20 protein-coding genes and 2 tRNA genes are annotated in these 26,654 nt (G+C 72.3%); 10 read left to right on the top strand and 12 right to left on the bottom strand.

Translation table 11 applies throughout. The annotated features are described in order from the left end of the window. Positions 1-42: 42 nt before the first annotated feature. Positions 43-1,089: a LacI family DNA-binding transcriptional regulator gene (locus QEZ54_RS29765; RefSeq protein ID WP_281308058.1), complete on the top strand. Its 1,047-nt coding sequence runs from the start codon at positions 43-45 to the stop codon at positions 1,087-1,089. A gap of 2 nt (positions 1,090-1,091) precedes the next feature. On the opposite strand, the gene QEZ54_RS29760 is transcribed toward QEZ54_RS29765, so the two are convergent. Both QEZ54_RS29760 and QEZ54_RS29755 read right to left on the bottom strand, forming a co-directional pair. After that, positions 1,092-3,254: a DEAD/DEAH box helicase gene (locus tag QEZ54_RS29760; protein WP_281308057.1), complete on the bottom strand. Its 2,163-nt coding sequence runs from the start codon at positions 3,252-3,254 to the stop codon at positions 1,092-1,094. Positions 3,255-3,397: 143 nt separating this feature from the next. After that, entirely contained in the window at positions 3,398-3,910 is a 513-nt protein-coding gene (locus QEZ54_RS29755) for an RICIN domain-containing protein (RefSeq protein WP_281308056.1), read from the bottom strand. A 136-nt stretch (positions 3,911-4,046) separates the two neighbouring features. On the opposite strand from QEZ54_RS29755, the gene QEZ54_RS29750 reads away from it, so the two are divergent. Beyond that, entirely contained in the window at positions 4,047-6,683 is a 2,637-nt protein-coding gene (locus QEZ54_RS29750; protein WP_281308055.1) for a glucosidase, read from the top strand. Between the two features lie 4 nt (positions 6,684-6,687). Here the strand turns inward: QEZ54_RS29750 and QEZ54_RS29745 are convergent, their stop codons facing one another. Then, on the bottom strand, positions 6,688-7,395 hold the full coding sequence (locus QEZ54_RS29745; RefSeq protein WP_281308054.1) for a hypothetical protein: 708 nt from the start codon (positions 7,393-7,395) through the stop codon (positions 6,688-6,690). 221 nt (positions 7,396-7,616) lie between these two features. Between QEZ54_RS29745 and QEZ54_RS29740 the strand changes: the two genes are divergently transcribed. Further along, positions 7,617-7,991, top strand: coding sequence for a hypothetical protein (locus tag QEZ54_RS29740; protein WP_281308053.1), 375 nt, complete (start codon positions 7,617-7,619; stop codon positions 7,989-7,991). Positions 7,992-8,050: 59 nt separating this feature from the next. Here QEZ54_RS29740 and QEZ54_RS29735 read toward each other — a convergent pair whose 3' ends face one another. Continuing rightward, positions 8,051-9,085, bottom strand: coding sequence for a LacI family DNA-binding transcriptional regulator (locus tag QEZ54_RS29735; protein WP_281308052.1), 1,035 nt, complete (start codon positions 9,083-9,085; stop codon positions 8,051-8,053). Between the two features lie 259 nt (positions 9,086-9,344). On the opposite strand from QEZ54_RS29735, the gene QEZ54_RS29730 reads away from it, so the two are divergent. From QEZ54_RS29730 to QEZ54_RS29710, 5 genes are all read left to right on the top strand, one after another. Beyond that, positions 9,345-11,276, top strand: coding sequence for a discoidin domain-containing protein (locus QEZ54_RS29730; protein ID WP_281308051.1), 1,932 nt, complete (start codon positions 9,345-9,347; stop codon positions 11,274-11,276). Between the two features lie 86 nt (positions 11,277-11,362). Further along, complete coding sequence (locus tag QEZ54_RS29725) at positions 11,363-13,660, top strand: RICIN domain-containing protein (RefSeq protein WP_281308050.1); 2,298 nt, start codon at positions 11,363-11,365, stop codon at positions 13,658-13,660. Positions 13,661-13,750: 90 nt separating this feature from the next. Then, the gene (locus QEZ54_RS29720; RefSeq protein WP_348650587.1) at positions 13,751-16,186 is read left to right on the top strand and encodes an RICIN domain-containing protein; all 2,436 of its coding nucleotides are present in this window, start codon (positions 13,751-13,753) and stop codon (positions 16,184-16,186) included. Between the two features lie 71 nt (positions 16,187-16,257). After that, positions 16,258-18,720, top strand: coding sequence for an accessory Sec system translocase SecA2 (secA2, locus tag QEZ54_RS29715; protein WP_281308049.1), 2,463 nt, complete (start codon positions 16,258-16,260; stop codon positions 18,718-18,720). A 173-nt stretch (positions 18,721-18,893) separates the two neighbouring features. Beyond that, entirely contained in the window at positions 18,894-19,646 is a 753-nt protein-coding gene (locus QEZ54_RS29710; RefSeq protein ID WP_281308048.1) for a cutinase family protein, read from the top strand. Positions 19,647-19,710: 64 nt separating this feature from the next. On the opposite strand, the gene QEZ54_RS29705 is transcribed toward QEZ54_RS29710, so the two are convergent. Beyond that, positions 19,711-20,208 carry an emopamil-binding family protein gene (locus QEZ54_RS29705; RefSeq protein ID WP_281308047.1) on the bottom strand — a complete coding sequence of 166 codons (498 nt, stop codon included), beginning with the start codon at positions 20,206-20,208 and terminating at the stop codon, positions 19,711-19,713. Positions 20,209-20,387: 179 nt separating this feature from the next. Between QEZ54_RS29705 and QEZ54_RS29700 the strand changes: the two genes are divergently transcribed. Further along, a complete protein-coding gene (locus QEZ54_RS29700; protein WP_281308046.1) occupies positions 20,388-20,666 on the top strand; it encodes a hypothetical protein in 279 nt (92 codons plus the stop codon). Between the two features lie 24 nt (positions 20,667-20,690). On the opposite strand, the gene QEZ54_RS29695 is transcribed toward QEZ54_RS29700, so the two are convergent. The 5 genes from QEZ54_RS29695 to QEZ54_RS29675 all read right to left on the bottom strand — a co-directional run bounded on the left by QEZ54_RS29695 (position 20,691) and on the right by QEZ54_RS29675 (position 22,616). Beyond that, positions 20,691-20,763 (bottom strand) — tRNA-Cys (locus QEZ54_RS29695). A 29-nt stretch (positions 20,764-20,792) separates the two neighbouring features. After that, positions 20,793-21,362 (bottom strand): ankyrin repeat domain-containing protein, encoded by a 570-nt coding sequence (locus QEZ54_RS29690; protein WP_281308045.1) that lies wholly within the window; start codon positions 21,360-21,362, stop codon positions 20,793-20,795. A gap of 48 nt (positions 21,363-21,410) precedes the next feature. Then, a tRNA-Glu gene (locus QEZ54_RS29685) sits at positions 21,411-21,483 on the bottom strand. 69 nt (positions 21,484-21,552) lie between these two features. After that, positions 21,553-22,332 carry a class I SAM-dependent methyltransferase gene (locus QEZ54_RS29680; protein ID WP_281308044.1) on the bottom strand — a complete coding sequence of 260 codons (780 nt, stop codon included), beginning with the start codon at positions 22,330-22,332 and terminating at the stop codon, positions 21,553-21,555. 47 nt (positions 22,333-22,379) lie between these two features. After that, positions 22,380-22,616: a hypothetical protein gene (locus QEZ54_RS29675; RefSeq protein WP_281308043.1), complete on the bottom strand. Its 237-nt coding sequence runs from the start codon at positions 22,614-22,616 to the stop codon at positions 22,380-22,382. A gap of 195 nt (positions 22,617-22,811) precedes the next feature. Here QEZ54_RS29675 and QEZ54_RS29670 point away from each other — a divergent pair, with 195 nt between their 5' ends. After that, complete coding sequence (locus QEZ54_RS29670) at positions 22,812-24,356, top strand: M4 family metallopeptidase (RefSeq protein WP_281308042.1); 1,545 nt, start codon at positions 22,812-22,814, stop codon at positions 24,354-24,356. A gap of 63 nt (positions 24,357-24,419) precedes the next feature. Here the strand turns inward: QEZ54_RS29670 and QEZ54_RS29665 are convergent, their stop codons facing one another. Next, positions 24,420-25,421, bottom strand: coding sequence for a MerR family transcriptional regulator (locus QEZ54_RS29665; protein WP_281308041.1), 1,002 nt, complete (start codon positions 25,419-25,421; stop codon positions 24,420-24,422). A 6-nt stretch (positions 25,422-25,427) separates the two neighbouring features. Then, a complete protein-coding gene (locus QEZ54_RS29660) occupies positions 25,428-26,099 on the bottom strand; it encodes a HEAT repeat domain-containing protein (RefSeq protein WP_281308040.1) in 672 nt (223 codons plus the stop codon). Between the last annotated feature and the right edge of the window lie 555 nt (positions 26,100-26,654).

The raw sequence follows: 26,654 nt of genomic DNA, 5'->3' as shown, positions 1-26,654 counted from the left end.
GTCCGACCAGACACCGCGCGAGTCACGACGGAGGAGGCCGGGTTGCCGCACACCGAGCCGGATGAGCCGGTCACGGACACCGCACCCGTACCCGGCGGGCCGGTGACCATCTCGTACATCGCCGAGTCCGCCGGGGTGTCGATCCCGACGGTGTCCAAGGTCCTCAACGGCCGCTCCGGCGTGGCCGCCGACACCCGCGCCCGGGTCGAGGCACTCGTCCACCGGTACGGATACCGCCGACCCACCCCGTCGGTGCGCAGCAACATGATGGAGCTCGTCTTCGACGACCTCGAGCACATGTGGGGCATGGAGATCATCCGCGGGGTGGAGCGTGTGGCGCGGGAGCAGCGCATGGGCGTCGTGCTGACCGCGTTCGGCCCGCAGCGCGGCGCGATCCGCTACTGGATCGACGACACGGTGTCCCGGCGTCCCGCCTGCGTCGTGACCGTGGCCCAGCTGTCGGCGGACCAGCGGGACCAGCTGCGGGCCAGGGACATCCCCTTCGTCGTGGTCGACCCCACCAGCGAACTGCCCGACGGTGTCCCCTTCGTCGGTGCCACGAACTGGGCCGGCGGCCGGTCGGCAGCCCGCCACCTGGTCGAACTCGGACACCGCCGGATCGCGATGGTCGCCGGGCCGGAGCAGCTCCTGTGCTGCCAGGCCCGGGTCGACGGCTACCGCTCAGCGCTGGCTGCCGCCGGGCTGCCGACCGATCCCGGCCTGGTCGCGCGGGCCGAGCTGACCCTGGACGGCGGCCAGGCGGCGGGGCTCGCCCTGCTGAACCGCCCCGACCCGCCGACGGCGATCTTCGCCAGCAACGACCTGCAGGCGCTCGGCGTCTACCAGGCCGCGCGGCGACTGGGCCTGCGGATCCCGGCGGACCTGAGCGTGGTCGGGTTCGACGACCTGCCGCTCGCCGCGCTGGTCGATCCCGCGCTGACCACGGTCCGCCAGCCGCTCACCGAGATGGCGGTGGCCGCCACCGAACTGGCGCTGGCCCTGGGCCGAGGCGAGCAGACACCGCAGATCGGACTGGAGCTGGCGACCACCCTGACCGTGCGGGGCAGCACCGCCCCGCCCCGGCGCTGAGCTCAGTCGTCGCCCGCCTCGCGCAGCCGGGCCCGCTCGCGCTCGATGATCTGCCGCTCGGCGGCGCCGCGCTTGCTGTCGTTGTCGGCCCCGTCGACGGCCTGGGCGTTGGCGTCCTTGGCCGCGCTGGGCCGGGCGTACTCGTCGAACAGCGCGGCCTTGCCCGCGACCAGCTCGCGCATGGCGGTGTCCACGGTGTCCTCGGCGACCAGCCGGAACACCTGCACCGGCCGGACCTGGCCCATCCGGTGGCAGCGCGCGATGGCCTGCTCCTCGGTGCTGGGCTTCCACTGCGGCTCGACCAGGATCACCACCGAGGCGGTCTGCAGGTTCAGCCCGACCCCGCCGACCTCGATCTGGCTGACCAGCACCGCGGGTCGGCGGCTGGCGTTGAACGCGTCCACCACCTGCTGGCGCTGCAGCGCCGGGGTCGTGCCGGTGAGCGGGCCGTGCGCCCGCGCGCCCAGCGCCCCGGTGATCGCGGTCAGCACGTCGCGGAAGTACGAGAACACCAGCACCTTGTGCCCCTCGGCCAGCGCCTCGTCAGCGATCTGCCGGACGTGGTCGAGTTTGGTCGAGGTCCGGGCCGGGTCGCCGAAGGTCGCCCGGCGCATGGTCATGAAGTGCCCCTCCCACACGGCCTTGCGGTAGGCGGCCAGCTCGTCGGGGGCCAGCGACACCGGCTGCACGGTCTCGATCCGGCCGGGCAGCTCGGCGAGCACGTCCGACTGGTTGCGGCGCAGGTAGGCCGGGGCGATGGCCTGCCGGAACGCCTCCGCCGACGGCGCCGCGGCGGCGTCCCGGGCGACGGCGGGGTTGATGTGCTCGGTGAGCACGGCGAACTCCGCCACCCGGTTCTCCAGCGGAGTGCCGGTCAGCAGGGTGACCCGCTCGGCCCGCTCGATGAGACCGCGGCTGTGCCTGGTGCGCTTGGTGGTCGGGTTCTTGATGTAGTGGGCCTCGTCGAAGGCGGCCATGGCGACGTCGGCATCACCGAGGTCCAACCGGTCCAGTGCGGTGTACGTGGTCACGCCCACGCCGCCCTGGGCGCGCCAGGCGGCGAGGTTCTTGGCGGTGTCGGTGCCGTAGAGCAGGCGCGGGGTCAGCTTGCAGTGGCGCCTGATCTCGTGCATCCAGTTCCCGGCCAGGCTCGGCGGGCAGACGACCAGGAAGTGGCGGGCGCCGCCCGCGGCCAGGTGGCACATGGCCGCGAGCGTCTCGACGGTCTTGCCCAGACCCATCTCGTCGCCCAGGATCACCCGCCGCTGCACGAGCATGAACCGGGCGCCGAAGGACTGGTAGCCGCGCAGGGCCGACTTCAGCAGGCTGGTGTCCAGGCGCAGCCGGTCGATGCTGTCGGCGGCGTCGGCTGGCAGGTGTCCGGCCGGGCCCGGCCCGCCGGGCTGGCCTCCGGTCACCTCGGCCAGCAGGGTCAGGTAGGTGGCGGCGTCGGTCTGGTACTTGCGCCACAGCTGCTGGGCGGTCGGCTCCTGCACCAGGGCCGTCGCGGCGGCGAGGACCTTGGTGCGGGCGGCTTCCAGCCGCGGCGAGCGCAGCGCCGTCTCCAGGTCGGCCAGTGCGGCCCGGTCGGCCAGCCTGCCCTGGCGCCCCCGGAACAGGCTGCGCCAGCGGCTGTTGGCCAGCCGCGCGCCGTCGACGTGGGGGGTGACGGCGTCGCGCAGTTCCCGGGCCCGGCCGAGCAGCGGGCGCACCCGCCGGCGGGCGGTCAGCAGCCGGTGCAGTGAGCGCAGCAGGTGGGTGTCCTCCGGCGAGCGCCGGTCGGGGTCGGGCCGCAGGACGGTCTCCGCCTCGACGGACTCGGCCAGGGCCGCGATGGCGGACTCGATCTGGGCGACCGTGGTCGGTCCGACGCCGGGGTACCGGTGCAGCTGCTGGCGCTGGTCCATGAGCTGGCCCACCGTGGTCAACCCGGCGGCCTGCAGCGACCCCAGGCGCAGCCGACCTCCGGCCGCTTCCCGCAGCCGGGCCACGTCGACCTGGTGGAGGCGTTCGTCGAGCAGCCGCCGGCGGTGCGCGTCGGCCAGGTCGCGGATCTCCGTGACGAGGTCCTGCTCGGCGTCGAGCACGGTCCGGGTGGCCCGCAGGGTCTGCTCGGCGTCGGCGACCAGGGCACGTGCCTGCTGGCTGCGGGCGGCGGCGGGCATCGCGACCTCGTTCCACGCTCACTCGTGCCGGGGGTGGCACGGATGACGAATTATGGCGGATCCTGCGGCGCTTCTACCCAGCCGTTCGCCCTGCCATGCCTGTGCGGGGCACGTGCCCTGCGGACCGTGCCCCGGTCTCCCGGTCAGTAGAGCAGCCGCCACTGTGCGTACAGCGTCACGCAGGTGCCCTGGACCAGCGCGGTGCCGGGGTCCTTGCTGGGCCGGGACAGGCACTTGCCGCTGACCACGTTGGTGAACCGCAGCGTGTTGCCGGTGCCGCTGCCGTACCACTGCTGCGCGGTGCCGCCGTCGCAGGTCAGCTGCCGCACCGGTGATCCGGTGGCGGTGCCGACCCCGGCCAGGCACTTGCCGGTGCCGAAGCTGACGATCCGGTACTTCCCGGACGTGATCTCGACGACGTTCCACAGCTGGGTGCTGACGTCGAGGCAGATCTCCTGGGTGGCGGCGGAGCCGTCGACAGCGTCGGGCACGGCGACGCAGGTGCCGGACAGGCTGCTCTCGATGAACACGCCAGACCACGAGTCGGCGTGCGCCGGGGCGGCCGGCAGTGCGGCCGCGGCCGCGGCGACCAGCGCCACCAGCAGGACTTTCGGGATACGCCGCATCAGATGGACCTCCAGTTCGGGACTTGTCAAAGCTTGGATCATAAATCCATGTCTCTCAATTTGATAGCCATGGATGAACTGCCGACCCCGGTCGGCCGGGAGGTGATCATGGTTGGGAAACGCGAATCCGGCTCCGGGTTCGTCCGCCGCTGCCGATGATGGACAAATGACGTCGAAGTGTGACCAGAGTTCCGAGAAGGACAGGCTCGCCCAGGCCGACTCGGGTACCGCGCCGTGGCGGGCGTGGGGCCCCTACCTGTCCGAACGCGCCTGGGGCACGGTGCGCGAGGACTACAGCCCGACCGGCGAGGCGTGGTCGTACTTCCCGCACGACCACGCCCGGTCGCGGACGTACCGCTGGAACGAGGACGGCATGGCCGGGATCTGCGACGACGGCCAGCGCTTCTGCTTCGCGCTGGCGCTGTGGAACGGCCGGGACCCGATCCTCAAGGAGCGCATGTTCGGCCTCACCGGCGCCGAGGGCAACCACGGCGAGGACGTCAAGGACTACTGGTGGTACGAGGACTCCACCCCGACCCACTCCTACATGAGCTGGCGCTACCACTACCCGCAGGCGGAGTTCCCGTACCGGGAGCTGGTCGAGGAGAACCGCCGCAGGGGCAGGGACGAGCCCGAGTTCGAGCTGATCGACACCGGCGTCTTCGCCGACGACCGCTACTGGTCGGTCACCGCCGACTACGCCAAGGCCTCCCCCACCGACATGTGCGTCGTCGTCACCGTCGCCAACCGCGGGCCCGACCCGGCGACGATCCACGTCCTGCCGACGCTGTGGTTCCGCAACACCTGGGCCTGGGGGCGGGCCCGGCACGACGCGGTCCCCTCGATCACCGGCCACGGAGGCCGCCTCACCGCCCGCCACGAGGGCCTGGGCACCCTCGAACTGGTCGGCGACGGCGAGCCCACGGCCCTGTTCTGCGACAACGAGACCAACACCGAGCGCCTGTGGCAGGTGCCGGGCCGCTCGGCGTACCCGAAGGACGGCATCAACGACCATGTCGTGCACGGCGCCGACACGGTCAATCCGGCGCTGACCGGAACCAAGGCGGCGCTGCACTACGTGCTGGAGGTCCCGGCGGGCGGGTCCCGCCGGATCCGTCTCCGGCTGGCGCAGCCCGCTGCGGGCAGCACCGACCTGGGGGACGGATTCGCCCAGGTCATGGCCGATCGGCGGGCCGAAGCGGACGCGTTCTTCGCCGACCTGACCCCGGCGGGGACCACCGACGAGGAGGCCCGGGTCGTGCGCGGCGCCATCGCCGGGCTCATGTGGGGCAAGCAGTACTACCGCTACGACGTCGACCTGTGGCTGGACGGGGACCGGACCACCCTCACCCCGCCGAGCGACCGCCTGAACGGGCGCAACTGCGACTGGCGGCACCTGGCCGCCGCCGACGTCATCTCCATGCCCGACCCCTGGGAGTACCCGTGGTTCGCCGCCTGGGACCTGGCGTTCCACTGCGTCGCGATCGCCCGCGTCGACCCCGCGTTCGCCAAGGAGCAGCTGCTGCTGCTGGTACGGGACTGGTACATGCACCCCACCGGCCAGCTCCCGGCGTACGAGTGGGCGTTCGGTGACGTCAACCCGCCCGTGCACGCGTGGGCGGCGCTGCGCGTGTTCGACCTCGACGGCGCCCGCGACTACGGCTTCCTCGAACGGATCATGCACAAGCTGATGCTGAACTTCAACTGGTGGGTCAACCGCAAGGACTCCGACGGCGACAACGTCTTCGCGGGCGGATTCCTCGGGCTGGACAACATCGGCCCGTTCGACCGCTCCGCGCCGCTGCCCGTCGACGGGCAGCTCGAGCAGTCCGACGGCACCGGCTGGATGGCCATGTACGCGGCGAACCTGCTGGAGATGGCGGCCCGGCTGGCCATGCGCAACCCCAGCTACCAGGACGTCGCGACGAAGTTCTTCGAGCACTTCGCCTACATCGCCTCGTCGGCGCGGACACTGTGGCACGACAAGGACGGCTTCTACTGCGACACGATCCGGATCGGCGGCGGGGCGCCGATCCCGATCCGGGTGTTCTCCATCGTGGGGCTGATCCCGCTGGTGGCCACGGTGACCTGGCGCGAGGGTACGTTCGGCCGGCTGTCGGAGCTGGCGCGCCGGGTCGAATGGTTCATGGACCACAAACCCGCGCACGCGGCGGTCATCGGCGAGAACCGGGCCGACTCCGACGGCCGGCGGCACCGGCTGCTGTCCATGGTCACGATGGACCAGCTCGAACCGATCGTCTCCCGGATGCTCGACGAGACCGAGTTCCTCAGCCCGTACGGCCTGCGCAGCATCTCCCGCGCCCACGCGGCCGAGCCGTTCGTGGTCAGCCTGGGCGGCCAGGACTACACCGTCGACTACGAACCGGCGGAGTCCACGATCGGCACCTTCGGCGGCAACTCCAACTGGCGCGGCCCGATCTGGATGCCGGTGAACTACCTGCTGATCAGCGCGCTCAACCAGTTCGGCGACTTCCTCGGCGACTCGGCGACGTTCGAGTGCCCGACCAGGTCGGGCACCCGGCGCACCCTCAACGAGATCGCCGACGAGCTGTCCGAGCGGCTCATCGGCATCTTCCTGCGGGACCGCGACGGCCGCCGCCCGCTCTACGGCGGCACGGAGCTGCTGCAGACCCACCCGGACTGGCGCGACCGCCTGATCTACCCCGAGTACTTCCACGGTGACGACGGCGCGGCGCTGGGCGCCTCGCACCAGACCGGCTGGACCGCCCTGGTGGCCGAGCTGATCCTCAGCCGCCGTACGAACCGGCCGACGTCAAGCTGACAGCTCACGGCATCCGGCCGTAGACCGCGTTCCAGGCTGTCGACAGCGCCGCGCCCGCGGCGCTGTCGAGCAGGTCGGGGGCGCCGTACGCCACCGCCGCCTCCCGTAGCGCGGCGCCGGCCGACGCCCACGGTTCGGCCACGATCTCCTCGCCGTCGCCGTCGACGACCCACGCGTCCGCACCGCCACGCGACTGGGCTCCGGCCTTTACGAGCTGGTGCAGCAGCCCGAGTCCGGAGCCGACCGGCGATCCCGGACCGTCGGGGCGGCTGCCCTCCTGCCAGCGCCGCCAGGCGCTCCGGTAGCCGTCCGCGGCGCCGGGGTCGCGGGCGGCGGCCAGCCGGTGCGCCGTGGGCTCGTCGAGTGCCCGGGCGGCCTCGACCACTCGCACCACCGCCTCGCCGCCGGGCCCGAACGGCAGCGCCGGGGACAGCTCGGCGACCACGTCGACGGACACGGCATGGGTGTAACCGGCGCCGGGGCGGATCCTGGCCGTCTCGGCGGCCAGCGCCTCCCGCTCCGGGGCCGACTCGGCGGGCGCGATCTCCACCAGCAGCAGCCGCCCCGGCCAGCGGTTCACCAGGATCCGGCCGGGGTGCTCGTACACCACCAGCCACGGCGGGCGCGGCTGCGGCATCCGCACACGGCCGCCGACGCGGGCCGCGCGCTCGTGCTCGGGGGCCGCGTGGTCGACCCACAGATAACCCGACATCGTCCGCCTCCCGGCTGCTGCGCCCGGTCGAGCTTAAGCGCGCCGGGATCCGCCGCGGCACGTCGGCCGCGACGGTCCGAGCAGATCTTTATCAGTCGTATATGCCCTGTTCACAGCGGGGTCGGCGAATAACTTGGGCGCCTTGTCGGTTTCGTTCCCGGACCGGCGGGCATCGAGTGGATGACAACGCCAGCCCAGGGCCGTCATGGAGGAGGAGCCCGATGTACCCGCAGTGCCACGCCGGAATCGCCGTCCCGAACGGCCTGTACGCGTTCCTGGCCGCCGAGCCCGACGGCCAGTATCAGCTGCCCCGGCAGCTCAGTTGCGAACTGCAGTCGGGGCACGGCACCGACCACGCCGGTTTCCTGCAGAGCATCGGCCCGGACGAGCACGCCGCGTGGTGGCTGCTGTGGGACGACACGGCGGGCATGCGGTCGCTGATCCAGCTGCCCTACTGCTGCGACGACTGCACGGCCGCCGACGCGTGCCTGCTGCCCGCCGGGCACGAGGGCCGGCACGGCCCGCAGCTCGCCACCACGCTGGACGTGCCGCCGGGTGTCCGGCTGCTGCTTCCCGCCCGCGACCTCGTCCGGTAGGCCGGGCGGGCACAGATCCGGCGCGCCCCGGTCCCGGGGGTGCGCCGGATCGGCGTATGTCAGCGGACCGGCACGGGGCCGGTGGAGCCGCGTACGACCAGTTCGGTGGAGAGTTCGAGGTGCAGGGCGTCGAGCTGGTGCCGGTCGAGCAGGCGGACCAGCAGGCTGACGGCCATCCGGCCCATCTCGCGCAGCGGCTGGCGGATCGTGGTCAGCGTCGGCGCGGTGGCCTGGGCGAGGTCGATGTCGTCGAAGCCGGTGACGGACAGGTCCTGCGGCACGCGCAGCCCGCGTTCGGCGGCGGCCGCGAGCGCGCCGACCGCCGCCTTGTCGTTGAAGCCGACCAGGGCCGTGGGCGGGTCGGGCAGGTCGAGCAGCTCCCCGGCCGCGCGGTGGCCGAACTCGATGGTCGGTTCGTCGGAGCGGACCAGGGCGGGGTCGGTGAGGAAGCCGACGTCGGCCAGCGCGGAGGTGTGGCCGGCCAGGCGGGCCTGCCCGGCGAGCCAGTTGTCCGGACCGGCCAGCACGCCGATGCGGCGGTGCCCGAGTTCGACGAGGTGGGCGGTCATCGCGCGGGCTCCGGCGAAGTGGGCCGCCGACACGGCCGGGATGTCGCGGGGGGCCGGGGTGCGCGGGTCGACCACGACGAAGGGCAGGCCGGTGGCGCGCAGCGCGACGAGTTCGCGGCTGGGTTCCGGCGGCAGGATCAGGATCGCGCCGTCGATGTCGACCCGGTCGGCGAGGGTGGGCAGCACGTTCTCGTTCTGCGCGCTCTGCCCGGCGTCGAGCATCAGGCGGCGGCCGTGCACCGACAGCGTCTCGGCGATGGACGACACGATCAGGCCGAAGTAGTCGGTGAGCTGGTAGGGGCAGCGTACGTAGACCGGTCGCGGTGACATGTCGCGCGCCCCGGCGGCGCCGTCCGGATCGGTCCCCCGGGTGCGCAGCCGGTCGGCGGTGCGCTGGATCAGGTCGCGGGTCCGGGGCGCGACGTGCGGGTATCCGTTCAGCACCCGGGACACGGTGGCGATCGACAGGCCGGTCTCGGCGGCGATGTCGCGCACCGAGCCCTTACGCGGCGAGCGGCTGGGCATGTGCGTCGGGGTGCCGTTTCATGCCGCCAGCATAGTGGCGCACCGCGCGGCCCGACAGTGCCAAGTGTTTCATAAGGTGTTACATTCGCCGACCCCGGACGGAACCGCGCAGCTCATCACGCCAGCCGCGATCAAGGGCAAACTTCGAGTATTGACAGCCGCAGGAGCCCGGTGCTTCGCTGGCAGACATCGATGTTTCACGAATGTTTCATTCGTTACATGCGCGGCAGTCGTCGCCGCGCCGACTTCGAGGTGAGCGATGAGAAGATCCATACGTGGCGGCGCCGTGGCGGCACTCGCCGTGGTGCTGGCGCTGACCGGTACAGGCTCGGCGGGCGCCACCGCCCCGGGCGCGCGGCACGCGGTGTCGGCCCGGGTCTGGCTGACCACCGTGGACGGCACGGAGCTGCTGCGCGAGCAGTCGGCGGTGCCGTTCCGGGCCGGAGCGTCCGACCTCCCGACGATCGTGCTGGACCCGCTGCGGTCCTACCAGGCCATGGACGGCTTCGGGGCGTCGATCACGGACTCCTCGGCCGCCGTCCTGTCCGGTCTGAGCCCGGCCGCCCGCGAGGACGCGCTGCGGCGGCTGTTCGACCCCGACACGGGCATCGGAGTCAGTTTTCTGCGGCAGCCGATCGGGTCCTCGGACTTCACCGCGGCCGCCGAGCACTACACCTACGACGACGTGCCCGCCGGGGCGACCGACTTCGCGCTGGCCAGGTTCAGCATCGCCCACGACCGGGAGCGGATCCTGCCGCTGCTGCGGCGGGCCAGGCAGCTCAACCCGCGGCTGACGATCCTGGCCACGCCGTGGAGCGCGCCCGCGTGGATGAAGACCACCGGCTCGCTGGTGGGCGGGCAGCTCAAGGACGAACCCGCGATCTACCGCGCGTACGCGCGCTACCTGGTCAAGTTCGTCCAGGCCTACGCCGCGGCCGGGGTGCCGGTGGACTACCTGACGGTGCAGAACGAGCCGCAGAACCGGGCGCCGTCGGCGTACCCGGGCGTGGACATGCCGGTCGCGCAGCAGGCGAAGGTCATCGAGGCGCTCGGGCCGCTGCTGCGCGCGGCCAGCCCGCGCACGAAGATCCTCGGGTACGACCACAACTGGAGCACCCACCCCGGCGACATCGCGTCCACCCCGCCGGGGCGCAGCCCCGAGACCGACTACCCGTACCAGCTGCTGTCCGGTCCGGCGGCGCGCTGGGTCGCCGGGACCGCGTTCCACTGCTACCACGGCGACCCGTCGGCGCAGAGCGCGCTGCACGCGGCGTTCCCCGACAAGGGCATCTGGTTCACCGAGTGCTCCGGTTCGCACGGTCCCGCCGATCCGCCGGCCAAGTTCTTCCGCGACACGCTGGTATGGCACGCCCGCACCATCGCGATCGGCACCACCCGCAACTGGGCGCGATCGGTGGCGAACTGGAACCTCGCCCTCGACCCGACCGGCGGTCCGCACCTGGGCGGCTGCGACACCTGCACCGGCCTGCTCACCGTCGCCGCCGACGGCACCGTCACCGCCAACGCCGAGTACTACACCATCGGGCACCTGTCGAAGTTCGTACGGCCGGGCGCGGTCCGCATCGCCAGCACCTCGTTCGGCACCACCGGCTGGAACGGGCAGGTCATGGACGTGGCGTTCCGCAACCCGGACGGGTCGACCGCGCTGGTGGTGCACAACGAGAACGACGATCCCCGCTCGTTCGCCGTCGCGGTCGGCGACCAGATCTTCGAGTACACCCTGCCCGGCGGCGCGCTGGCCACGTTCACCTGGCCGGCCGACCCGTCGCTGCGCCCGCGCCTGCGCCAGCTCGACCTGACCGGGGCGACCGCCTCGGCCTCGCCTGCGGGCGAGAGCCCGGCCGCGGCGGTCGACGGCGACGCCGCCACCCGGTGGAGCAGCGGCGCGGCCCAGGCCCCGGGGCAGTACCTGCAGGTGGACCTGGGCCGGCTGACCGGGTTCCGGCGGGTCGCCGTCGACAGCGGCGGCAACCTGGGCGACTTCGCCCGGGGCTGGCGGCTGTCGGCCAGCGACGACGGCGCCACCTGGCGCACGCTGGCCGCCGGGACCGGCACCGGCCAGCTGAGCAATGTCGACCTGCCCTACACCCGGGCCCGCCACCTGCGGATCACCGCCACGGCCGGGGCCGGGAACTGGTGGAGCGTCGCCGACGTGCGGCTCTACCTCTGATCTGTGACCCGGCAGTGCCGCCGGACCACGGGAGCCCCGCCCGGGGCTCCGACTGCTCCCCGACCCTGAACCGAAGGAGCATCACGATGTACGACCACCACACCCGGCGGCGGGGCCGCCGGCCGGTGACCCTGCTGGCCGCGACGGCGCTGCTCTCGGCGGCCGCGCTGGCCTCGGCCGCGCCCACCGCCTCGGCCGCCGCGACCGGGCCGACCGTGTCCGCCTGGGTCACCACCCCCGACCGGGCCCAGCTGCTCAACCCGGTCGCCGCCCAGGTCTTCAACTCCGAGGGCCCCCGGCCCGGCCAGCTGATCACCGTCGACCCGGCGCAGACCCTGCAGACCATGGACGGGTTCGGCGCCTCGATCACCGACTCGTCGGCGGCGCTGCTCTACCGGCTGCCCGCCGCCCAGCGCGACCAGGTCATGGTGTCGCTGTTCGATCCGAGCGCCGGGATCGGGCTGAGCATGCTGCGCCAGCCGATCGGCAGCTCGGACTTCGCCGACGAGCCGCACTTCACCTACGACGACCTGCCGACCGGGCAGACCGACTACCAGATGACCCGGTTCAGCATCGCCCACGACGAGGCCCAGGTGCTGCCGCTGCTGCGCCGCGCCCGGCAGCTCAACCCCAGCCTTAAGATCGTCGCCACCCCCTGGGGCCAGCCCGCCTGGATGAAGGCGAACAACTCGATGATCGGCGGGCAGCTGCGAAACGACCCGGCGGTCTTCCGCGCCTACGCGCTGTACCTGGTCAAGTTCGTGCAGGCCTACCAGGCGGCCGGGGTGCCGATCTACGCGCTGACCGTGCAGAACGAGCCGCAGAACCGCACCCCTGACGGCTACCCGGGCACCGACCTGCCCGTGGCGCACCAGGCCGCCGTCATCAACGAGCTGGGTCCGCAGCTGGCGGCCGCGGGCCTGGGCCACGTGAAGATCATCTCGTACGACCACAACTGGGCCGAGCACCCGGACGACATCGCCGACGCCGCCCGGCTGGGCGTGCCCGCCGAACCGAACTACCCGTACGACATCCTGCGCACCTCGGCCGCGCAGTGGATCGCCGGCACCGCCTACCACTGCTACTCCGGCGACGCGGGGGCGCAGACCGCGCTGCACAACGCGTTCCCGGCCAAGGACATCTGGTTCACCGAGTGCTCCGGCTGGCACGGGGTCAACGACCCGGCCGCCCAGGTCTTCTCCGACACCCTCAAGTGGCACGCCCGCAACCTCGAGGTCGGCGTGGTCCGCAACTGGGCCAAGTCGGTGGTCAACTGGAACCTGGCCCTGGACCCGCGCGGCGGGCCGGTCAACGGCGGCTGCGGCAACAACCCGGCCGGCATGTGCTCGGGCGTGGTCACCGTCGACGGCACCACGGTGACCCGCAACGCCGAGTACTACACGCTGGGCCACCTGGCCCGGTTCGTGAAGACCGGCGCGGTGCGGATCGGCTCCAACAACGCCGGCGACCTGGAGAACGTCGCGTTCCGCAACCCCGACGGGTCGTACGCCCTGTTCGTGGCCAACGTCGGCGGCGGCACCCAGACCTTCGGCGTGCAGTTCAACGGCATGACCGTCGCCTACACCGTCGCGCCCGGCGCGATCACCACGCTGACCTGGCCCGCCGGCGGGACGGTCGACACGCAGGCGCCGTCGGTCCCCGGCGGCCTGTCGGCCGGCGGCACCACGTCGACCTCGACCACGCTGAACTGGGCGGCGTCCACTGACAACGTCGGGGTCACCGGCTACCTGGTGTTCCGCAACGGCGTCCAGGTCGGCACGCCCACCGGCACCTCGTTCACCGACACCGGGCTGAGCGCGGCGACCTCGTACGCGTACACGGTCAAGGCCCGCGACGCCGCCGGCAACCAGTCGGCCGCCGCCGCGGCGCTGACCGTCACCACCAGCAGCGGCGGAGGCGGCGGCGGCGGCGGGATCGACCCGAACGCCTGGTACCAGGTGATCAACACCAACAGCGGCAAGTGCCTCGACGACGCGGACTGGAGCACCGGCAACGGCGCGAGCCTGCAGCAGTGGACCTGCTCGGCGCCTGCGGCCGCCAACCAGCTGTGGCAGCTGCGGCCCACCAGCGGCGGCTACTACCAGGTCGTCAACCGCAACGCCGCCACGCTGGTCTGGGACGTCGACGGCGGCACCGGCGCCACCGGCGACGGCACCCAGGTCCACCTGTGGAGCTACGTCGGCGGCACCAACCAGCAGTGGCAGCCGGTCGCGCTCGGCGGCGGGCTGTACCGGTTCGTCGCCCGCCACAGCGGCAAGTGCCTCGACGTACGCGACGTGTCCACCGCCAACGGCGCCCGGCTGCAGCAGTGGACCTGCACCGGCGGCCCCGCCCAGTCGTTCCGCCTGACCGTCCAGCCCTGACCACCCCGTGAACGCGGGGCCCGGTGTTGCCGCACGTGGCGCACCGGGCCCCTGCCCGCACCGCCCATACCGACACAAGAGGAGCACCTGGTGACCGACACCTCCGCCGCGCGACGGCGCGGCGCCCATCCGCTGATGGCCGCCGCCGCGACCGCGGGCATGGTCCTGATCGCCACGACCGCCGCCGCCGTCACCACCGGATCCGCGGCCGCCGCGGCCACCCAGGTCCAGGTGTACTGGAGCTCGGAGTCGCGCGCGGCCGGGTTCGAACCCAAGAGCGGCAACTGGTACGGCAACCCCGCCGCGGGCCTGGCCGCCACCCCCTACCAGCTGACCCGCCAGCCCGACCTCACCGTAGGGGCGGCTGCCGGAACCGCGACGATCACCGTCGACACCACCGTCGGCTACCAGCAGATCCTCGGCGTCGGCTCGTCCCTGGAGGAGTCGACGATCTACAACCTGTCGCGGATGAGCCCGTCCGTGCGCGACGCCGCCCTGCGCAAGCTGCTCGACCCGGTCACCGGCGCCGGGTTCGACATCGCCCGCATCCCGCTGGGCACCAGCGACTTCACCGCCCGCGCCTTCTACACCTACGACGACGGCGCCGCCGACCCGACCCTGTCGCGGTTCTCCATCCAGAAGGACATCGACTACAACATCATCGCGGTGCTCAAGCAGGCCCGGGCCATCAACCCGAACCTGCTGCTGTTCGGCAGCGTATGGAGCCCGCCCGCGTGGATGAAGTCCAACAACAGCCTCATCGGCGGCTCGCTGCCCGACGCCAACATCGGCGTGCTCGCCACCTACCTGCGCAAGTCGGTCCAGGCGTACGCGGCGCAGGGGCTGCCCCTGCACGCGGTCACCCTGCAGAACGAGCCCCTGTTCTCGCCGCCGGACTACCCGGGCATGACGCTGACCGCCGACCAGTCCCGCCGGCTGGCCGTGGCGCTGCGCGGCGAACTCGACGCCAACGGCGTCGGCGCGACCCGCATCTGGGCCTTCGACCACAACTTCGGCGACGGCCCGGCCTACGCCGCCGGGGTGCTGGGCAGCCCCGGCTCCCCCAGCAACGCGTTCGCGGCCGTGGACGCCATCGCGTTCCACGACTACGGCGGTGAGCCGTCGTCGATGGGGGCGGTGAAGGCGAGCTACCCGGCCAAGGACGTCGCGATGACCGAGCGCGCCGTCTGGGGCACCGCGGGCGCCGACCGCATCGTGCAGTACTTCCGCAACCAGTCGACCATGTACCAGAGCTGGGTCACCATGCTCGACCAGAACCGCTCCCCCGAGCAGTGGTCCGGCTCCCCCGACCCGACCATGCTGATCCAGAACCCGGCCGCGCCCGACACGTACTGGGCGCTGCCGGAGTACTACCTGACCGCGCAGTTCGCCAAGTTCGTCGACCGGGGCGCCCGGCGGGTGGCCAGCAACTACGGGTCGACCGGGGCGGTCACCAACGTCGCGTTCGTCAACCCCGACGGCACCCTGGTGACCGTGGTCGTCAACCAGACCGGCGCCGACCAGCCGTTCACCCTGCGGGTCGGCGGCAGCCAGATCAGCTCCACGCTGCCCGCCAAGACCGTCGGCACCTACCTGTGGGCGGGCGCCCGCAGCGACGACGGCAGCGTGCCCGCCGACCTGGCGCTGGGCAGGCCCACCACCGCGTCGTCGGTCGAGAACGCGGGCACCCCGGCCGCCGCGGCCACCGACGGCGATCCGGCCACCCGCTGGTCGAGCGCGTTCGCCGACCCGCAGTGGCTGCAGGTCGACCTCGGGCGGCCGTACGCGATCACGGGGGTGACGCTCACCTGGGAGGCCGCCTACGCCCGCGCGTACCAGATCCAGACCTCACCCGACGCCGCGACCTGGACCACCGTCTACTCCACCGCCACCGGCGACGGCGGCACGGACAGCCTCGCGGTGGCCGGCACCGGCCGCTACCTGCGGGTGTACGGCACCACCCGCGCCACCGCCTACGGCTACTCCCTGTACGGCCTCCAGGTGGCGGGCACCGCGGTCGGCGGCACCCCGTCGCCCAGCCAGTCGCCCAGCCCGGCCGCGAGCCCCAGCGCACCGACCGGGATCAACACCAACGCCTACTACGAGATCACCGCGGTGCACAGCGGCAAGGCCCTGGACGTCAAGGACGTCTCCACCGCCAACGGCGGCACGCTGCAGCAGTGGGACTACAGCGGGGGCGCCAACCAGAAGTGGCGGCTGGTGCCGACCAGCGGCGGCTACTACCGGATCCTGTCCAAGAACACGGGCAAGGCCGTGCAGGTACGCGGCGCCTCCACCGCCGACGGCGCGGTGATCGAGCAGTGGGACTACACCGGCGCCGACAGCCAGCAGTGGCAGCTGGTCAGCACCGGGACGGGCACGTACCGGATCGTGGCCAGGCACAGCGGCAGGGCGCTGGACGTCAAGGACGTCTCCACCGCCAACGGCGCCGGGCTGCAGCAGTGGGCCTACAGCGGCGGCGCCAACCAGCAGTTCGCCCTGACCCTGGTCGAGCTCATCCCCTGACCGCCGCTGCGGCGGGGCGCCTCGGCTGGGGTGCCCCGCCGTTTCGCCGCGGAGGACGTACCTTTGGCGGCATGGGTTTTGGTGGTCGGTTGAAGCAGAAGCTGCGCACGTTCATGCAGCGCCCGGGTACGACGATCAGTCTGGCCGGATTTGAGGCGATACTGCCCAGGATCGCCGACCTGGAGGACGAGCTCGCGGCGTTGACCGACGCGGAGTTCACCGAGCGCGCGGTGGCGCTGCGGGAGATCGTCAGCGGGACCGAGGACGGGCAGCCGCGGGTCACCCTGGCCCAGCCGCAGCCCATCGACGCCGACGACCTAATCGAGATCTGCGCGCTGGGCCGGGAGGCCGGCCGCCGGGCGCTCGGCGAGCGCGCCTTCGACGTGCAGCTGCTCGGGGCGATGGCGATGCTGCAGGGCAACGTCGTGGAGATGGCCACCGGCGAGGGCAAGACGCTGGCCGCGGTCATCGCCGCCTACGGCTACGTGGTGCGCGGCTCGCGGGTGCAGGTGCTCACCGTCAACGACTACCTCGCCGACCGTGACGCGCGCTGGATGGGTCCGGCGTACCGGCTGCTCGGCCTGAGCGTCGGGGCGGTCGGCGAGGGCACCGACCACGACGAGCGCGCGGCGGCGTACCGCTGCGACGTGACGTACGTGTCGGTGAGCGAGGCGGGCTTCGACTTCCTGCGCGACCAGCTGGTGCTGCGGGCCGAGGACGAGGTCATGCCCGGCCTGTACACGGTGATCGTCGACGAGGCGGACTCGATCCTGATCGACGAGGCCAGGGTGCCGCTGGTGCTGGCCGGCAGCGCCGACGACGCCGCCTCGGACGCGAGCGCGGCCGCCCGGCTGGTCGCGGCGATGCGGCCGAAGCGCGACTACGAGGTGGTCGACGACGGCCGCAACGTGCAGCTCACCGACGCCGGAGTGGCGATGGTCGAGCGCACCTGGGGCATCGACCTGTACGCGGCGGAGAACCTGCACCGGCTCACCGCGGTCAACCAGGCCCTGCACGCCCGGGCGCTGCTGGCTGTGGACGTGGACTACATCGTCAAGGACGGCCGCATCGCCCTGGTCGACGAGTTCCGGGGCCGCGTCGCCCAGCGCCGCCGCTGGCCCGACGGGCTGCAGGCGGCGGTCGAGGCGAAGGAGGGCCTCGCGGCGACCGACGAGGGCGAGATCCTGGCGACGATCACCGTGCAGGCGTTCATCGCGCTGTACCCGACGGTGGCCGGGATGACCGGCACCGCGTCCAGCATCGGTGACGAGCTGCGCGAGTTCTACCGCCTCGAGGTCGCCGTCATCCCGCCGAACACGCCCAACGTCCGGCTCGACGAGCCCGACCGGGTGTACGCGACCATCGAGGAGAAGGAAGAGGCGCTGATGGCCGAGGTGGCCGCGGCGCACGAGACCGGGCGGCCGGTGCTGGTCGGCACCCTGGACGTGGCCGAGTCCGAGCGGCTCGCGGCGGCCCTGCGCGAGCAGGGCATCGAATGCGTCGTGCTCAACGCCAAGAACGACGCGCACGAGGCGGCCGTCATCGCCGAGGCGGGCGGGCCGGGGGTGGTCACCGTCTCCACGCAGATGGCCGGCCGGGGCACCGACATCCGGCTGGGCGGCAGCGACGGGCAGCACCGGGCGGCCGTCGCCGAGCTCGGCGGCCTCTACGTCATCGGCTCCGGCCGCCACGACAGCCGCCGGGTCGACAACCAGCTGCGCGGCCGCGCGGGTCGGCAGGGCGACCCCGGCGGCTCGCTGTTCTTCGTCAGCCGCGAGGACGAGATGATCGTGCGGCACGGCGCCGGGATCGGCGGGACGACCGCCGGGGACGGCCTGGTGACCGGCCCGGACGTGCACTGGGCGGTGGGGCACGCCCAGCGCGTCGCCGAAGGCGTCAACTTCGAGATCCACCGCAACACCTGGCGCTACGGTGTGCTGGTCGAGCGGCAGCGGCAGGTCCTCGCCCTGCGCCGCAAAGCGCTGCTGACCACCGACGCCGCGGCGAAGTCGCTGCGTACGGGCACCACGCGGTTCCCGGCCGATCCGGACGCGGTCGCCACCGCCGGGCTGTGGGACGACGCCGACGCCGACGACCTGGCCCACAACGGGCTGGAGATGGTCACCGTCGCGGAGCGGTACGCCGAGGTCGAGGCCGCGGTCGGCGAGGCGGCGGCCGAGGAGGTCGCCCGGCAGATCGCGCTGTACCACCTGGACCGCGGCTGGGCCGACCACCTCGGCATGCTGGCCAACGTGCGCGACGGGGTGCACCTGCGGGCGCTGGGCCGCCAGGATCCGCTGGACGAGTTCCACCGGGCGGCGGTGCCCGCGTTCAACAAGATGCTGGACGGCGTCGAGGCGAGCACGGTGGAGACGTTCATGGCGGCCAGGATCGACAGCCCGGACTGGACGCCCGCGGCGGCCGGGCTGGAGCGCCCGAGCGCGACCTGGACGTACATGGTGCACGACAACCCGTTCGGGACGGAGATCGAGCGCCTGATCTCCGCGATGGCCAAGGCGCTGCTGGGCCGCTGACGACCGGGCCGTGGTCGCCGCACCCCGCCGACGGGGCGCGGCGACCACGGCATCCCGCGAAGCGATGACGTCGAGCGATCGCCGCCTTGTGCCTGCGCTGTATCTCCTGTGTACGGCTGCCGCCGGGTCTGCCTGCCATCATGGGCGCACCCGACAGACATAGGAGATTACTGATGCAGCAGATGTCCGTCCGCAGGCTGCGTCGAGCGGTGGCCGCCACCGTGCTGACGGCGGCCACGCTCACGGCGGCGGCGGCGACCGCCGCCGTGCCCGCGCACGCGGTCAGCTCGACCCTCACCTGCCCCGGCGTCATCGTCATCGGCGTGCGGGGCACCAACGAGGCCGCGGGCAGCGGCGGCGGGTCGTACAACTACGCCAGCGGCGGCTTCGGCGGGCGGCTCAACCTCAGCTCCAGCGTCGTCACCGAGACCGCCGCCAGCGCGCGGCGCATCGCCGTCAAGTACCCGGCGACCGCCGTCGCGCCGATCTACTCGATCAGCCAGTCCACCGGTACGGGCAACATCAAGGCACTGGTGACCTCCCTCGGCGACCAGTGCGGCTACGGCACCCGGTTCGTCCTGCTCGGATACTCCCAGGGCGCGCACGTGATCGGCGACGCGCTGGCCAGCGACTCGGGCAACCGGATCGCTGCGGCCTACCGCAGCCGGATCGCGGCGGTGGTCTTCTTCGGCGACCCGACGTTCCGCTACGGCGAGCCGTTCAACGTCGGCGGGGCGCCGCGCACCGGCACCTGGCCGCGGGCGGCGGGGGTGCTCAGCGAGTTCAACAACCGGCTGCGCTCGTACTGCTACGCCGGTGACCGCTGGTGCCAGAACATCAGCGACCCGAACGACGTGCACGGCACCAGGTACCAGACCTCGACCGTGCAGTCGTCGGCGAAGTCGTTCATCCTCTCCAAGCTCTGACCGGCTCCCGTTCGCAAAGGCCGCCTCGGGCACACCGGGGCGGCCTTCTCCGTTCGGCGGCCGGTCAGAACCGGCGTGTGAACGGCTCCGGCTTGCGCATCCGCACCAGGAGCAGCAGCGGGAGCAGCACGTACGGCAGGTTGAAGGCAAGGAACTTGGCCGGGTTCGGGGTCTGCCACTGCGGCTCGCCGAAGAACTCGACGCCGAACACGATGACGCCCGTGATCGTCGAGATCATGGTCGCGTAGATGACCGCCGGAAGCTGGATCCAGTTGCGACCGCGGATCAGCGCGTACACCAGCACCAGGTAGAACGGCATGTAGACCAGCGCGGACAGGCCGGTGACGATCCGCATCCACACCGGCGGGTGCATGAACAGCGGATCGGTGTCGTGGGCGTACCAGTGGTTCGAGTTGAGGATGAAGTTGTCCGACGGGCTGCTGAAGTCGAAGCCGAGCGTCGGCATCAGGTCGGAGATCAGCGAGGTGATGGTGAAGACGCTGAACACGACCGCGAAGAAGACGTCGATCCGGCGTTCGCGCAGGGGCAGGTTCGCTGGCATGAGGGTGGTCCTAGCTCGATGCTGGGTTGATCGAATTCCGTGCAATGTACTGCCCGGGGCCCCGTCCGGGAACCTCCGTTCAGCGGGTGCGCCGACAGCACGGTAGGACGCCGTCGCCGTGGGTATGACGCGCTCGTTGACAAGCAGAGCGGTTCCAGCGCGGCACGAAAGGCATGACCATGACCCACGTACGGGTGTCCCTCGACCGGGACGAGCTCAACACGGTCGAGCGCAAGCTCCAGGAGCCGCTGGAGGACCAGCTGTCGTCGGCGCTGAAGCTGGCCGCGGCGACGGTGGCGGAGCGCTACACCGGTCAGAGTGAGCAGGAGGTCGCCGACATGCTCCTGACCGAGGCGCGTGCCGCGCTGCACCCCGACATCGCCGAAGGTTTCGAGCCCGACGAGGCGCGGCTGCGCGCGGTGGCGCGCGCCGTCATCAACGGCGAGCAGATCGACTGACCCGCCCCGACCGTCCAGGGCGAGCGGGACCGGCCGGATTCGCACCGGCGTCCTTCCCATTTGCAGTGGGACGCGACGACTTCTGCGCTACGGTCCCGCTCGCGGCGCAGTCTAATCGCCCGGGTCCTACATCCAGTGCGCCGATGGGCGCACCGACAGCGGGCTGCGCTCAGCCGGAACCCGGCCGAGCGAGTCCCTGGCGGAGGTGTCGGCACCCGCCGCGTACAGCGCCGCGACAACGGCGCGGGAACTTGCCGCGTACGCGTGGTGCAGGGGCGTCTCGCCCGCCTTGTCCGGCCCGTTCACCGCCAGTCCGGCCGCGAGCAGCAGCGGCAGCAGGCGTTCATGGTCGAGGTGCGGCAGCACGTGCAGCAGCGTGGCGCCGAGTCCGTCGACGACGGTGGCGTCGAAGCCCGCGTCGATCATCGCCAGGACCGTGTCGGTGTCGCCGTCCCGGGCGGCTCGGAACAGCTCGTTGCGCTGGCGGCGCAGCTGGTTGGGCAGGCGGCCGTAGCCGGTGCGCCAGGTCTTCACGACGGCGGCGCAGCCCCGGATCGGACCGCCCAGTCCGCTGAGCGCCAGCTCCCTGGATATCTCCTGGTCACTGTGCGCGTGGGTGACCAGCCGTCCGCCGCTCACCTGCATCCCGTGCCAGACGCCGAGGCAGCGCACCCGCACCAGCGGCCAGCTCGGCACGGCGGTGTCAGGATGCGCGGGTATGGCTGTCCTCCGTCTGATGGGGAGCGGGACCGGTCGGATTCGCACCGACGTGGTCCCCAGTGAGAGTGAGGCGTGACGACTTCTGCACTACGGTCCCGCTCGGGGCGCAGTCTAAACGCGAGGCGCACCCCGACCTCCGCCGGCCCTGCCACCACGCACGGGCGGCTTACAAGCGGCGGGTGCGCAGCACGCAGGTCAGCATCGGGAGGGTGAACTCGCCGTCGGCGGTCTCCGGCCGCCCGGCCAGGAAGTCGCGGATGCGGGCGAGGCCGGCTGCCCGCTCCGGCTCCGGCATGACCAGCATTCCCGCCCTGGTCGCCAGCGTCTCGGCCAGGGACTGCGCGGTGCGGCGCTGTCCGTGCGGGAACTCGGCCTGCTCGGCGGAGCCGAACCGCGCGGCCGCGCCGTCGCTCGGCAGGTGTGCGCGGGCGGTCGCCGCACGCCAGGCGGCAGGCGTGTCGCGCGGCCCGATCGCGGCGCCGCCGGCCACCCGCGCCAATCCGGCGACCCAGTCGATCCGGTCGTCCACGGTGTTCCACAGTCCGGCCAGGATCCCGCCGGGCGTGAGCACCCGGGCGATCTCGGGTCCCGCGACGGCCATGTCGAACCAGTGCATGGCGTTGCCCGCCAGCACGACGTCGACGGAGGCGTCCGGCAGCGGGATCGCCTCGGCGCTGCCCGCCAGGGCACGGACGTCGGGCAGTCGGCGACGCAGCTCGGCCAGCATCGCCGGGTCGGGCTCCACCGCGGTGACGTCGGCGCTCACCGAAGCCAGCGCGGCGGTGAGCTTGCCGGTCCCGGCACCGAGGTCGAGCACCCGCGCGCCGGGCGCGGGCTCGATCGCCCAGCGCACCGCGGCTGGCGCGTAGTCCGGGCGGTGTTCGGCGTAGGCGGTGGCCGCCGCGCCGAATGAGGAGGCATGCCGGAGTCGTTCGGCGGGTTCCATGCCGACACCCTAGTGCCGCGGGGCGACGTGGACGGCCCGCGAGGTGGTCAGTCGACGTAGAGCGCCCAGTAGCCGTTGCTCTCGCGGATGCAGGAGTACCAGCTCCACATGGCTTCGCCGTCGCCGGTGTCGTACTTGCCCGCCTCACCGGCGGCTATGCAGCCCGCGCGGTCTTGGTAGTAGCCGTACAGCACGCCGGCGGCGTGGGCGGCCGTCGGCAGCGCGACCGCGGTGCCGAGCAGCCCCGCGGCGGCGGCGACGGGAAACGCGAGTCTGAGCTTCACAGGAACTCCGATCACAGCGACGCATACAAGCAAACACATAAGATTATCAATGCCTTACCTAACCGGGCGTGCCAAGTTCACCGCCCCGGCGGCGCACTGGCGGCACATCGCCGGAAACATCTTTCGCCAAGTGACATTCTTCGATATAAACATCGGTCAGTGGCTACACCCCCAGCCACGCCGAGGGAGGAAGACGTGAAGATCCGCAAACGGCACCTGGCCGCGACCAGCTTGGTCGCGGCCTTCGTGCTGGTGTCCGCGGCCACCAGCCCGGCCAACAGCGCCCCGGTCCAGTCGTCCGCGCCGTCGCCGAGCCCGCTGCAGGCGGCCGCCGCCAGCGCGGACGCCCTGGTGACCAGCCGGCCCGACGCCATCCTGGCCAGCGCCGGCGAGACGTACGCCCAGCGCGGCGCGGTCGCCTCGAACGGCCTGACCTACGTTCCCTACGAGCGGACCTACCAGGGCCTGCCCGTGGTCGGCGGCGACTTCGTCGTCGTCACCGACGCGGCCGGCCAGGTCGTGTTCACCTCGCTCGCGCAGCAGAACCGGATCGGCACGGTCGACACCAAGGCCACGATCACGGCGGCGGCCGCCGAGCGTACGGCCCGCAAGCAGCTGACCAAGGTCACCGCCGTGGAGAGCACCCGGCTCGTCGTGTCCGCGCTGACCGGCACGGCCAAGCTGGCCTGGCAGACCACCGTCGTCGGCACCGGCGCCGAGGGCCACAGCCGCCTGACCGTCACCGTCGACGCCAAGACCGGCGCGGTGCTCGACAAGCTCGAGCGCGTCGTCAGCGGCACGGGCAACGGCAACTGGGAGGGCACGGTCACCGTCGCGACCAAGCTCAGCGGCAGCACGTACTCCCTGTCGAGCCCGAACACCACCAACATGCCGTGCCAGAACGCGACCGGCAACGTGACCTTCACCGGGTCCGACGACGTCTGGGGCAACGGCGTGGGCAGCAACCGGGAGACCGGCTGCGTCGACGCGCTCTACGGCGCCGAGAAGGAAGCCGCCATGCTCAGCGCGTGGCTGGGCCGCAACGGCATGAACGGCTCGGGCGGTGCCTGGCCGATCCGGGTGGGCCTGAACCAGCTCAACGCCTACTACGACGGTACGCAGGTGCAGATCGGCAAGAACAGCGCCGGTTCCTGGATCGGCGCCACCGACGTCATCGCGCACGAGATGGGCCACGGCGTGGATGACACCACCCCCGGCGGCATCTCGCGCAGCGGCACCCAGGAGTTCGTCGCCGACGTCTTCGGCGCGGCCACCGAGGCGTACGCGGCCAACCCCAACGACCCGGCCGACTACCTGGTCGGCGAGGAGATCAACCTGTCCGGCAGCGGCCCGATCCGCAACATGTACAACCCGTCGCTGAAGGGCCACCCGAACTGCTACTCCAGCAGCATCCCGAGCACTGAGGTGCACGCGGCGGCCGGTCCGGGCAACCACTGGTTCTACCTGCTCGCCGTCGGCAGCAACGCCTCCGGCCAGCCGGTGAGCCCGACCTGCAACAACACCACCGTCACCGGCATCGGCATCCAGAAGGCCACGAAGATCTTCTACGGCGCGATGCTGATGAAGACCAGCTCCAGCAGCTACCTCAAGTACCGGCTCTGGACGCTGACCGCGGCCAAGAGCCAGTACCCGGGCAGCTGCGTGGAGTTCAACGCCGTCAAGGCGGCGTGGAACGCGGTCAGCGTGCCGGCCCAGGCTGGCGAGCCGACCTGCCCGTAGCCCGTGCACCGCAGGGGCGGGCGGCCACCGCGCCGCCCGCCCCGACACCCCGGTCCGGCGCGGTCAGAGGTCGGACGGGCGGGTGCCGAGCACGAAGCGCGCGGTGAGGGAGACCCGCTTGTCCTGATCGTCGAGCAGGGCGGTGAGGGTCGCCCGGGCGAGCGGCCCGGGTATCTCCGCCAGGGCAACGGTGAGGCGCTGGCGGGCCGAGACCTCGGCGGTGGCGAGTTCGCCCTGGACGGCGCGGGTGACGTCCTCGGCCAGCCCGTACCGGGTGGCGAGCAGTGCCAGCACCTCGGCGGCCTCGACGTCGTCGGGACCGTTCACGACGAGGGCGGCGAGCCCCGGGACGGCATCGGCGGTGCCGCGCCGGCCGCGGGCGAGCGTGGCGCGTGCGCTGACCAGCGGATCAGGATGCCGGTACGCCTCGGCGAGGGCCTCACCCGCGCGCGGTGAGTCGATCTTCGCCAGCGCCGCGAGCGCCCGGTGCCGCCGCGCGGCCTCGGGCGACTGCAGCGCTGCGGCCAGGATCGGGATCGCACCCTCGCCCGTGCGCGCGAGGGCCCACTGCAGCGCACCGGCGACGTTGGCGTCGTCCTCGTTCAGGACCGCCTCGGCCAGCACGGCGGCGTCACCGTCGCCCCGTTCGGGCAGCGACAGCACGAGGCGCTGCCGCGCCGACGGGCTCTGGTCGTCGAGGCCGCGCACGAGGCTGATCGTGCGCAGCACGTCCGACCACGCGTCCGGATCGCTGGCCCGCACCTGCCCCAGCCGGTGCAGCAGCTCCTGCTCCCGGGCGAGGCGGTCGTGCGTACGGGCGATGAGCTGCTCGACCATCGTCGCCGGGCTGAAGGAGAGGTCCGCGAGCACGTCCGCGATCTCCTGGAGGCTCAGCCCCAGTGAGCGCAGCCCTTCGACGTGGAAGAGGCGGCGGACGTCGTCCTGCGAGTACTGCCGGTAGCCGCCGTGGGTGCGCCCGGTCGGTGAGACCAGCCCGATCCGGTCGTAGTGGCGCAGCATCCTCGCGCTGATGCCGGACTGCTCGGAGACCTCCCCGATCAGCATCCCGGCTCAGCCTTCGACCATCGGCGCGCCGAGCAGCGCGACGGTCCGCCGGGCGTGCGCGATCGCACCATCGAATCCCTCCTCGGGGTCCTGCATGATCCGCTCGGTCGCCAGCGCGTGCGCGCGCACGCCCGGGTCGCGAGCGGCCTTCGCCCGTTCGACGACGGGTGCCGCCGCCTCGCCCAGGGCCGCGAAGGCGCGGCTGAGGCTCAGCTGCACGTCCCGGCCGCCCCGGTTGAACTGCGTCGACAGCTGCTCGGCGAGTGCGGCCCGGTGCCCCTGCGGGACGAGCCCGGCCGCGGTCCGCCAGGCGGCGCGGGCGACCTCGTCGTCCGCGTCGCGCAGCAGTTCAGAGGTTATCGCGGGCCAGGCCCGCGGGTCGCCGATCTTGGAGAGCGTGTGCAGCGCCTGGCTGCGGGCCTGCGGTGTCGCGGACCTCAGCTCGACCAGCAGCCGGTCGACCGTGGACGAGGCCTCATGCCGGGTGAGCGCCCACGTCAGCATGTCGCGCACGTAGAAGTCCGGCTCCACCGCACACCGCCGCACCAGCGCCTCGACGTACTGCGCGTCGGGCGCCGTACCGGCGGCCAGCGCCGCGCTCAGCCGTACCGAGGCGGCCGGGGCCTCCAACGCGGCCCGCCACCGGACATCGGGACCGTTCCTGTCTTCCTGCGCCATGCAGATCACCTCCGGCCCCGATTACAGGGCTTGTCACTGTGACAAGGTCAAGCCCGGCCGCCGGGTGCCGTGCCCGAGCACGGCGACGCGTCCCGGCGCACCGCCGCTCCGCCTGATGCATGTTATCGCTCACATTTGCCTGCTGGGACGCAGTGGCCAACGGATCGATAAACCGGTGCAGCAGAAAACCGTTATCCGCACGGTGGCCAAGAAGTCGCACTTCAGTGCAGGAACAGCTGCAGTAAGACATGCCGCCGCATCGCTTGACGGCGCGAATGTTATCGGTCACATTCGACAGGGCGGTCGGTGTATCTCGCGCGTGGGCAGCCTCGGCGCGGGTCCCCCGACCGCCGCCTCTTCGGCGGTCGGCGTCCACGCCCGGGATCCGGCCGCCGCCCCGACCCTCCCCCGCTCCCTAGGAGGACACGCATGCGACCGGCACAGCGAAGGCGCATCATCAGGGCGGCGATCGCCGCCACCATGCTCGCGGCGATGACCGCGCTGGGCAGCACCCTCATGGCCCCGTCCGCCAGTGCGGGCACGACCCTGGGCGCG

This window comes from Catellatospora sp. KI3, assembly GCF_029948125.1.
Taxonomy (GTDB): Bacteria; Actinomycetota; Actinomycetes; order Mycobacteriales; family Micromonosporaceae; genus Catellatospora.
Note: the sequence above shows the minus strand (reverse complement) of the source record. Positions and strands in the feature narration are given on the sequence as shown.

Bases quoted from the DNA above. Each gene is read 5' to 3' on its own strand.
- QEZ54_RS29745 (WP_281308054.1), bottom strand. From the start codon at position 7,395: ATGTCGGGTTATCTGTGGGTCGACCACGCGGCCCCCGAGCACGAGCGC.
- QEZ54_RS29750 (WP_281308055.1), top strand. From the start codon at position 4,047: ATGACGTCGAAGTGTGACCAGAGTTCCGAGAAGGACAGGCTCGCCCAG.
- QEZ54_RS29725 (WP_281308050.1), top strand. From the start codon at position 11,363: ATGTACGACCACCACACCCGGCGGCGGGGCCGCCGGCCGGTGACCCTG.
- QEZ54_RS29710 (WP_281308048.1), top strand. From the start codon at position 18,894: ATGCAGCAGATGTCCGTCCGCAGGCTGCGTCGAGCGGTGGCCGCCACC.
- QEZ54_RS29730 (WP_281308051.1), top strand. From the start codon at position 9,345: ATGAGAAGATCCATACGTGGCGGCGCCGTGGCGGCACTCGCCGTGGTG.
- QEZ54_RS29705 (WP_281308047.1), bottom strand. From the start codon at position 20,208: ATGCCAGCGAACCTGCCCCTGCGCGAACGCCGGATCGACGTCTTCTTC.
- QEZ54_RS29760 (WP_281308057.1), bottom strand. From the start codon at position 3,254: ATGCCCGCCGCCGCCCGCAGCCAGCAGGCACGTGCCCTGGTCGCCGAC.
- QEZ54_RS29735 (WP_281308052.1), bottom strand. From the start codon at position 9,085: ATGCCCAGCCGCTCGCCGCGTAAGGGCTCGGTGCGCGACATCGCCGCC.
- QEZ54_RS29740 (WP_281308053.1), top strand. From the start codon at position 7,617: ATGTACCCGCAGTGCCACGCCGGAATCGCCGTCCCGAACGGCCTGTAC.
- QEZ54_RS29680 (WP_281308044.1), bottom strand. From the start codon at position 22,332: ATGGAACCCGCCGAACGACTCCGGCATGCCTCCTCATTCGGCGCGGCG.
- QEZ54_RS29665 (WP_281308041.1), bottom strand. From the start codon at position 25,421: ATGCTGATCGGGGAGGTCTCCGAGCAGTCCGGCATCAGCGCGAGGATG.
- QEZ54_RS29660 (WP_281308040.1), bottom strand. From the start codon at position 26,099: ATGGCGCAGGAAGACAGGAACGGTCCCGATGTCCGGTGGCGGGCCGCG.
- QEZ54_RS29700 (WP_281308046.1), top strand. From the start codon at position 20,388: ATGACCCACGTACGGGTGTCCCTCGACCGGGACGAGCTCAACACGGTC.
- secA2 (WP_281308049.1), top strand. From the start codon at position 16,258: ATGGGTTTTGGTGGTCGGTTGAAGCAGAAGCTGCGCACGTTCATGCAG.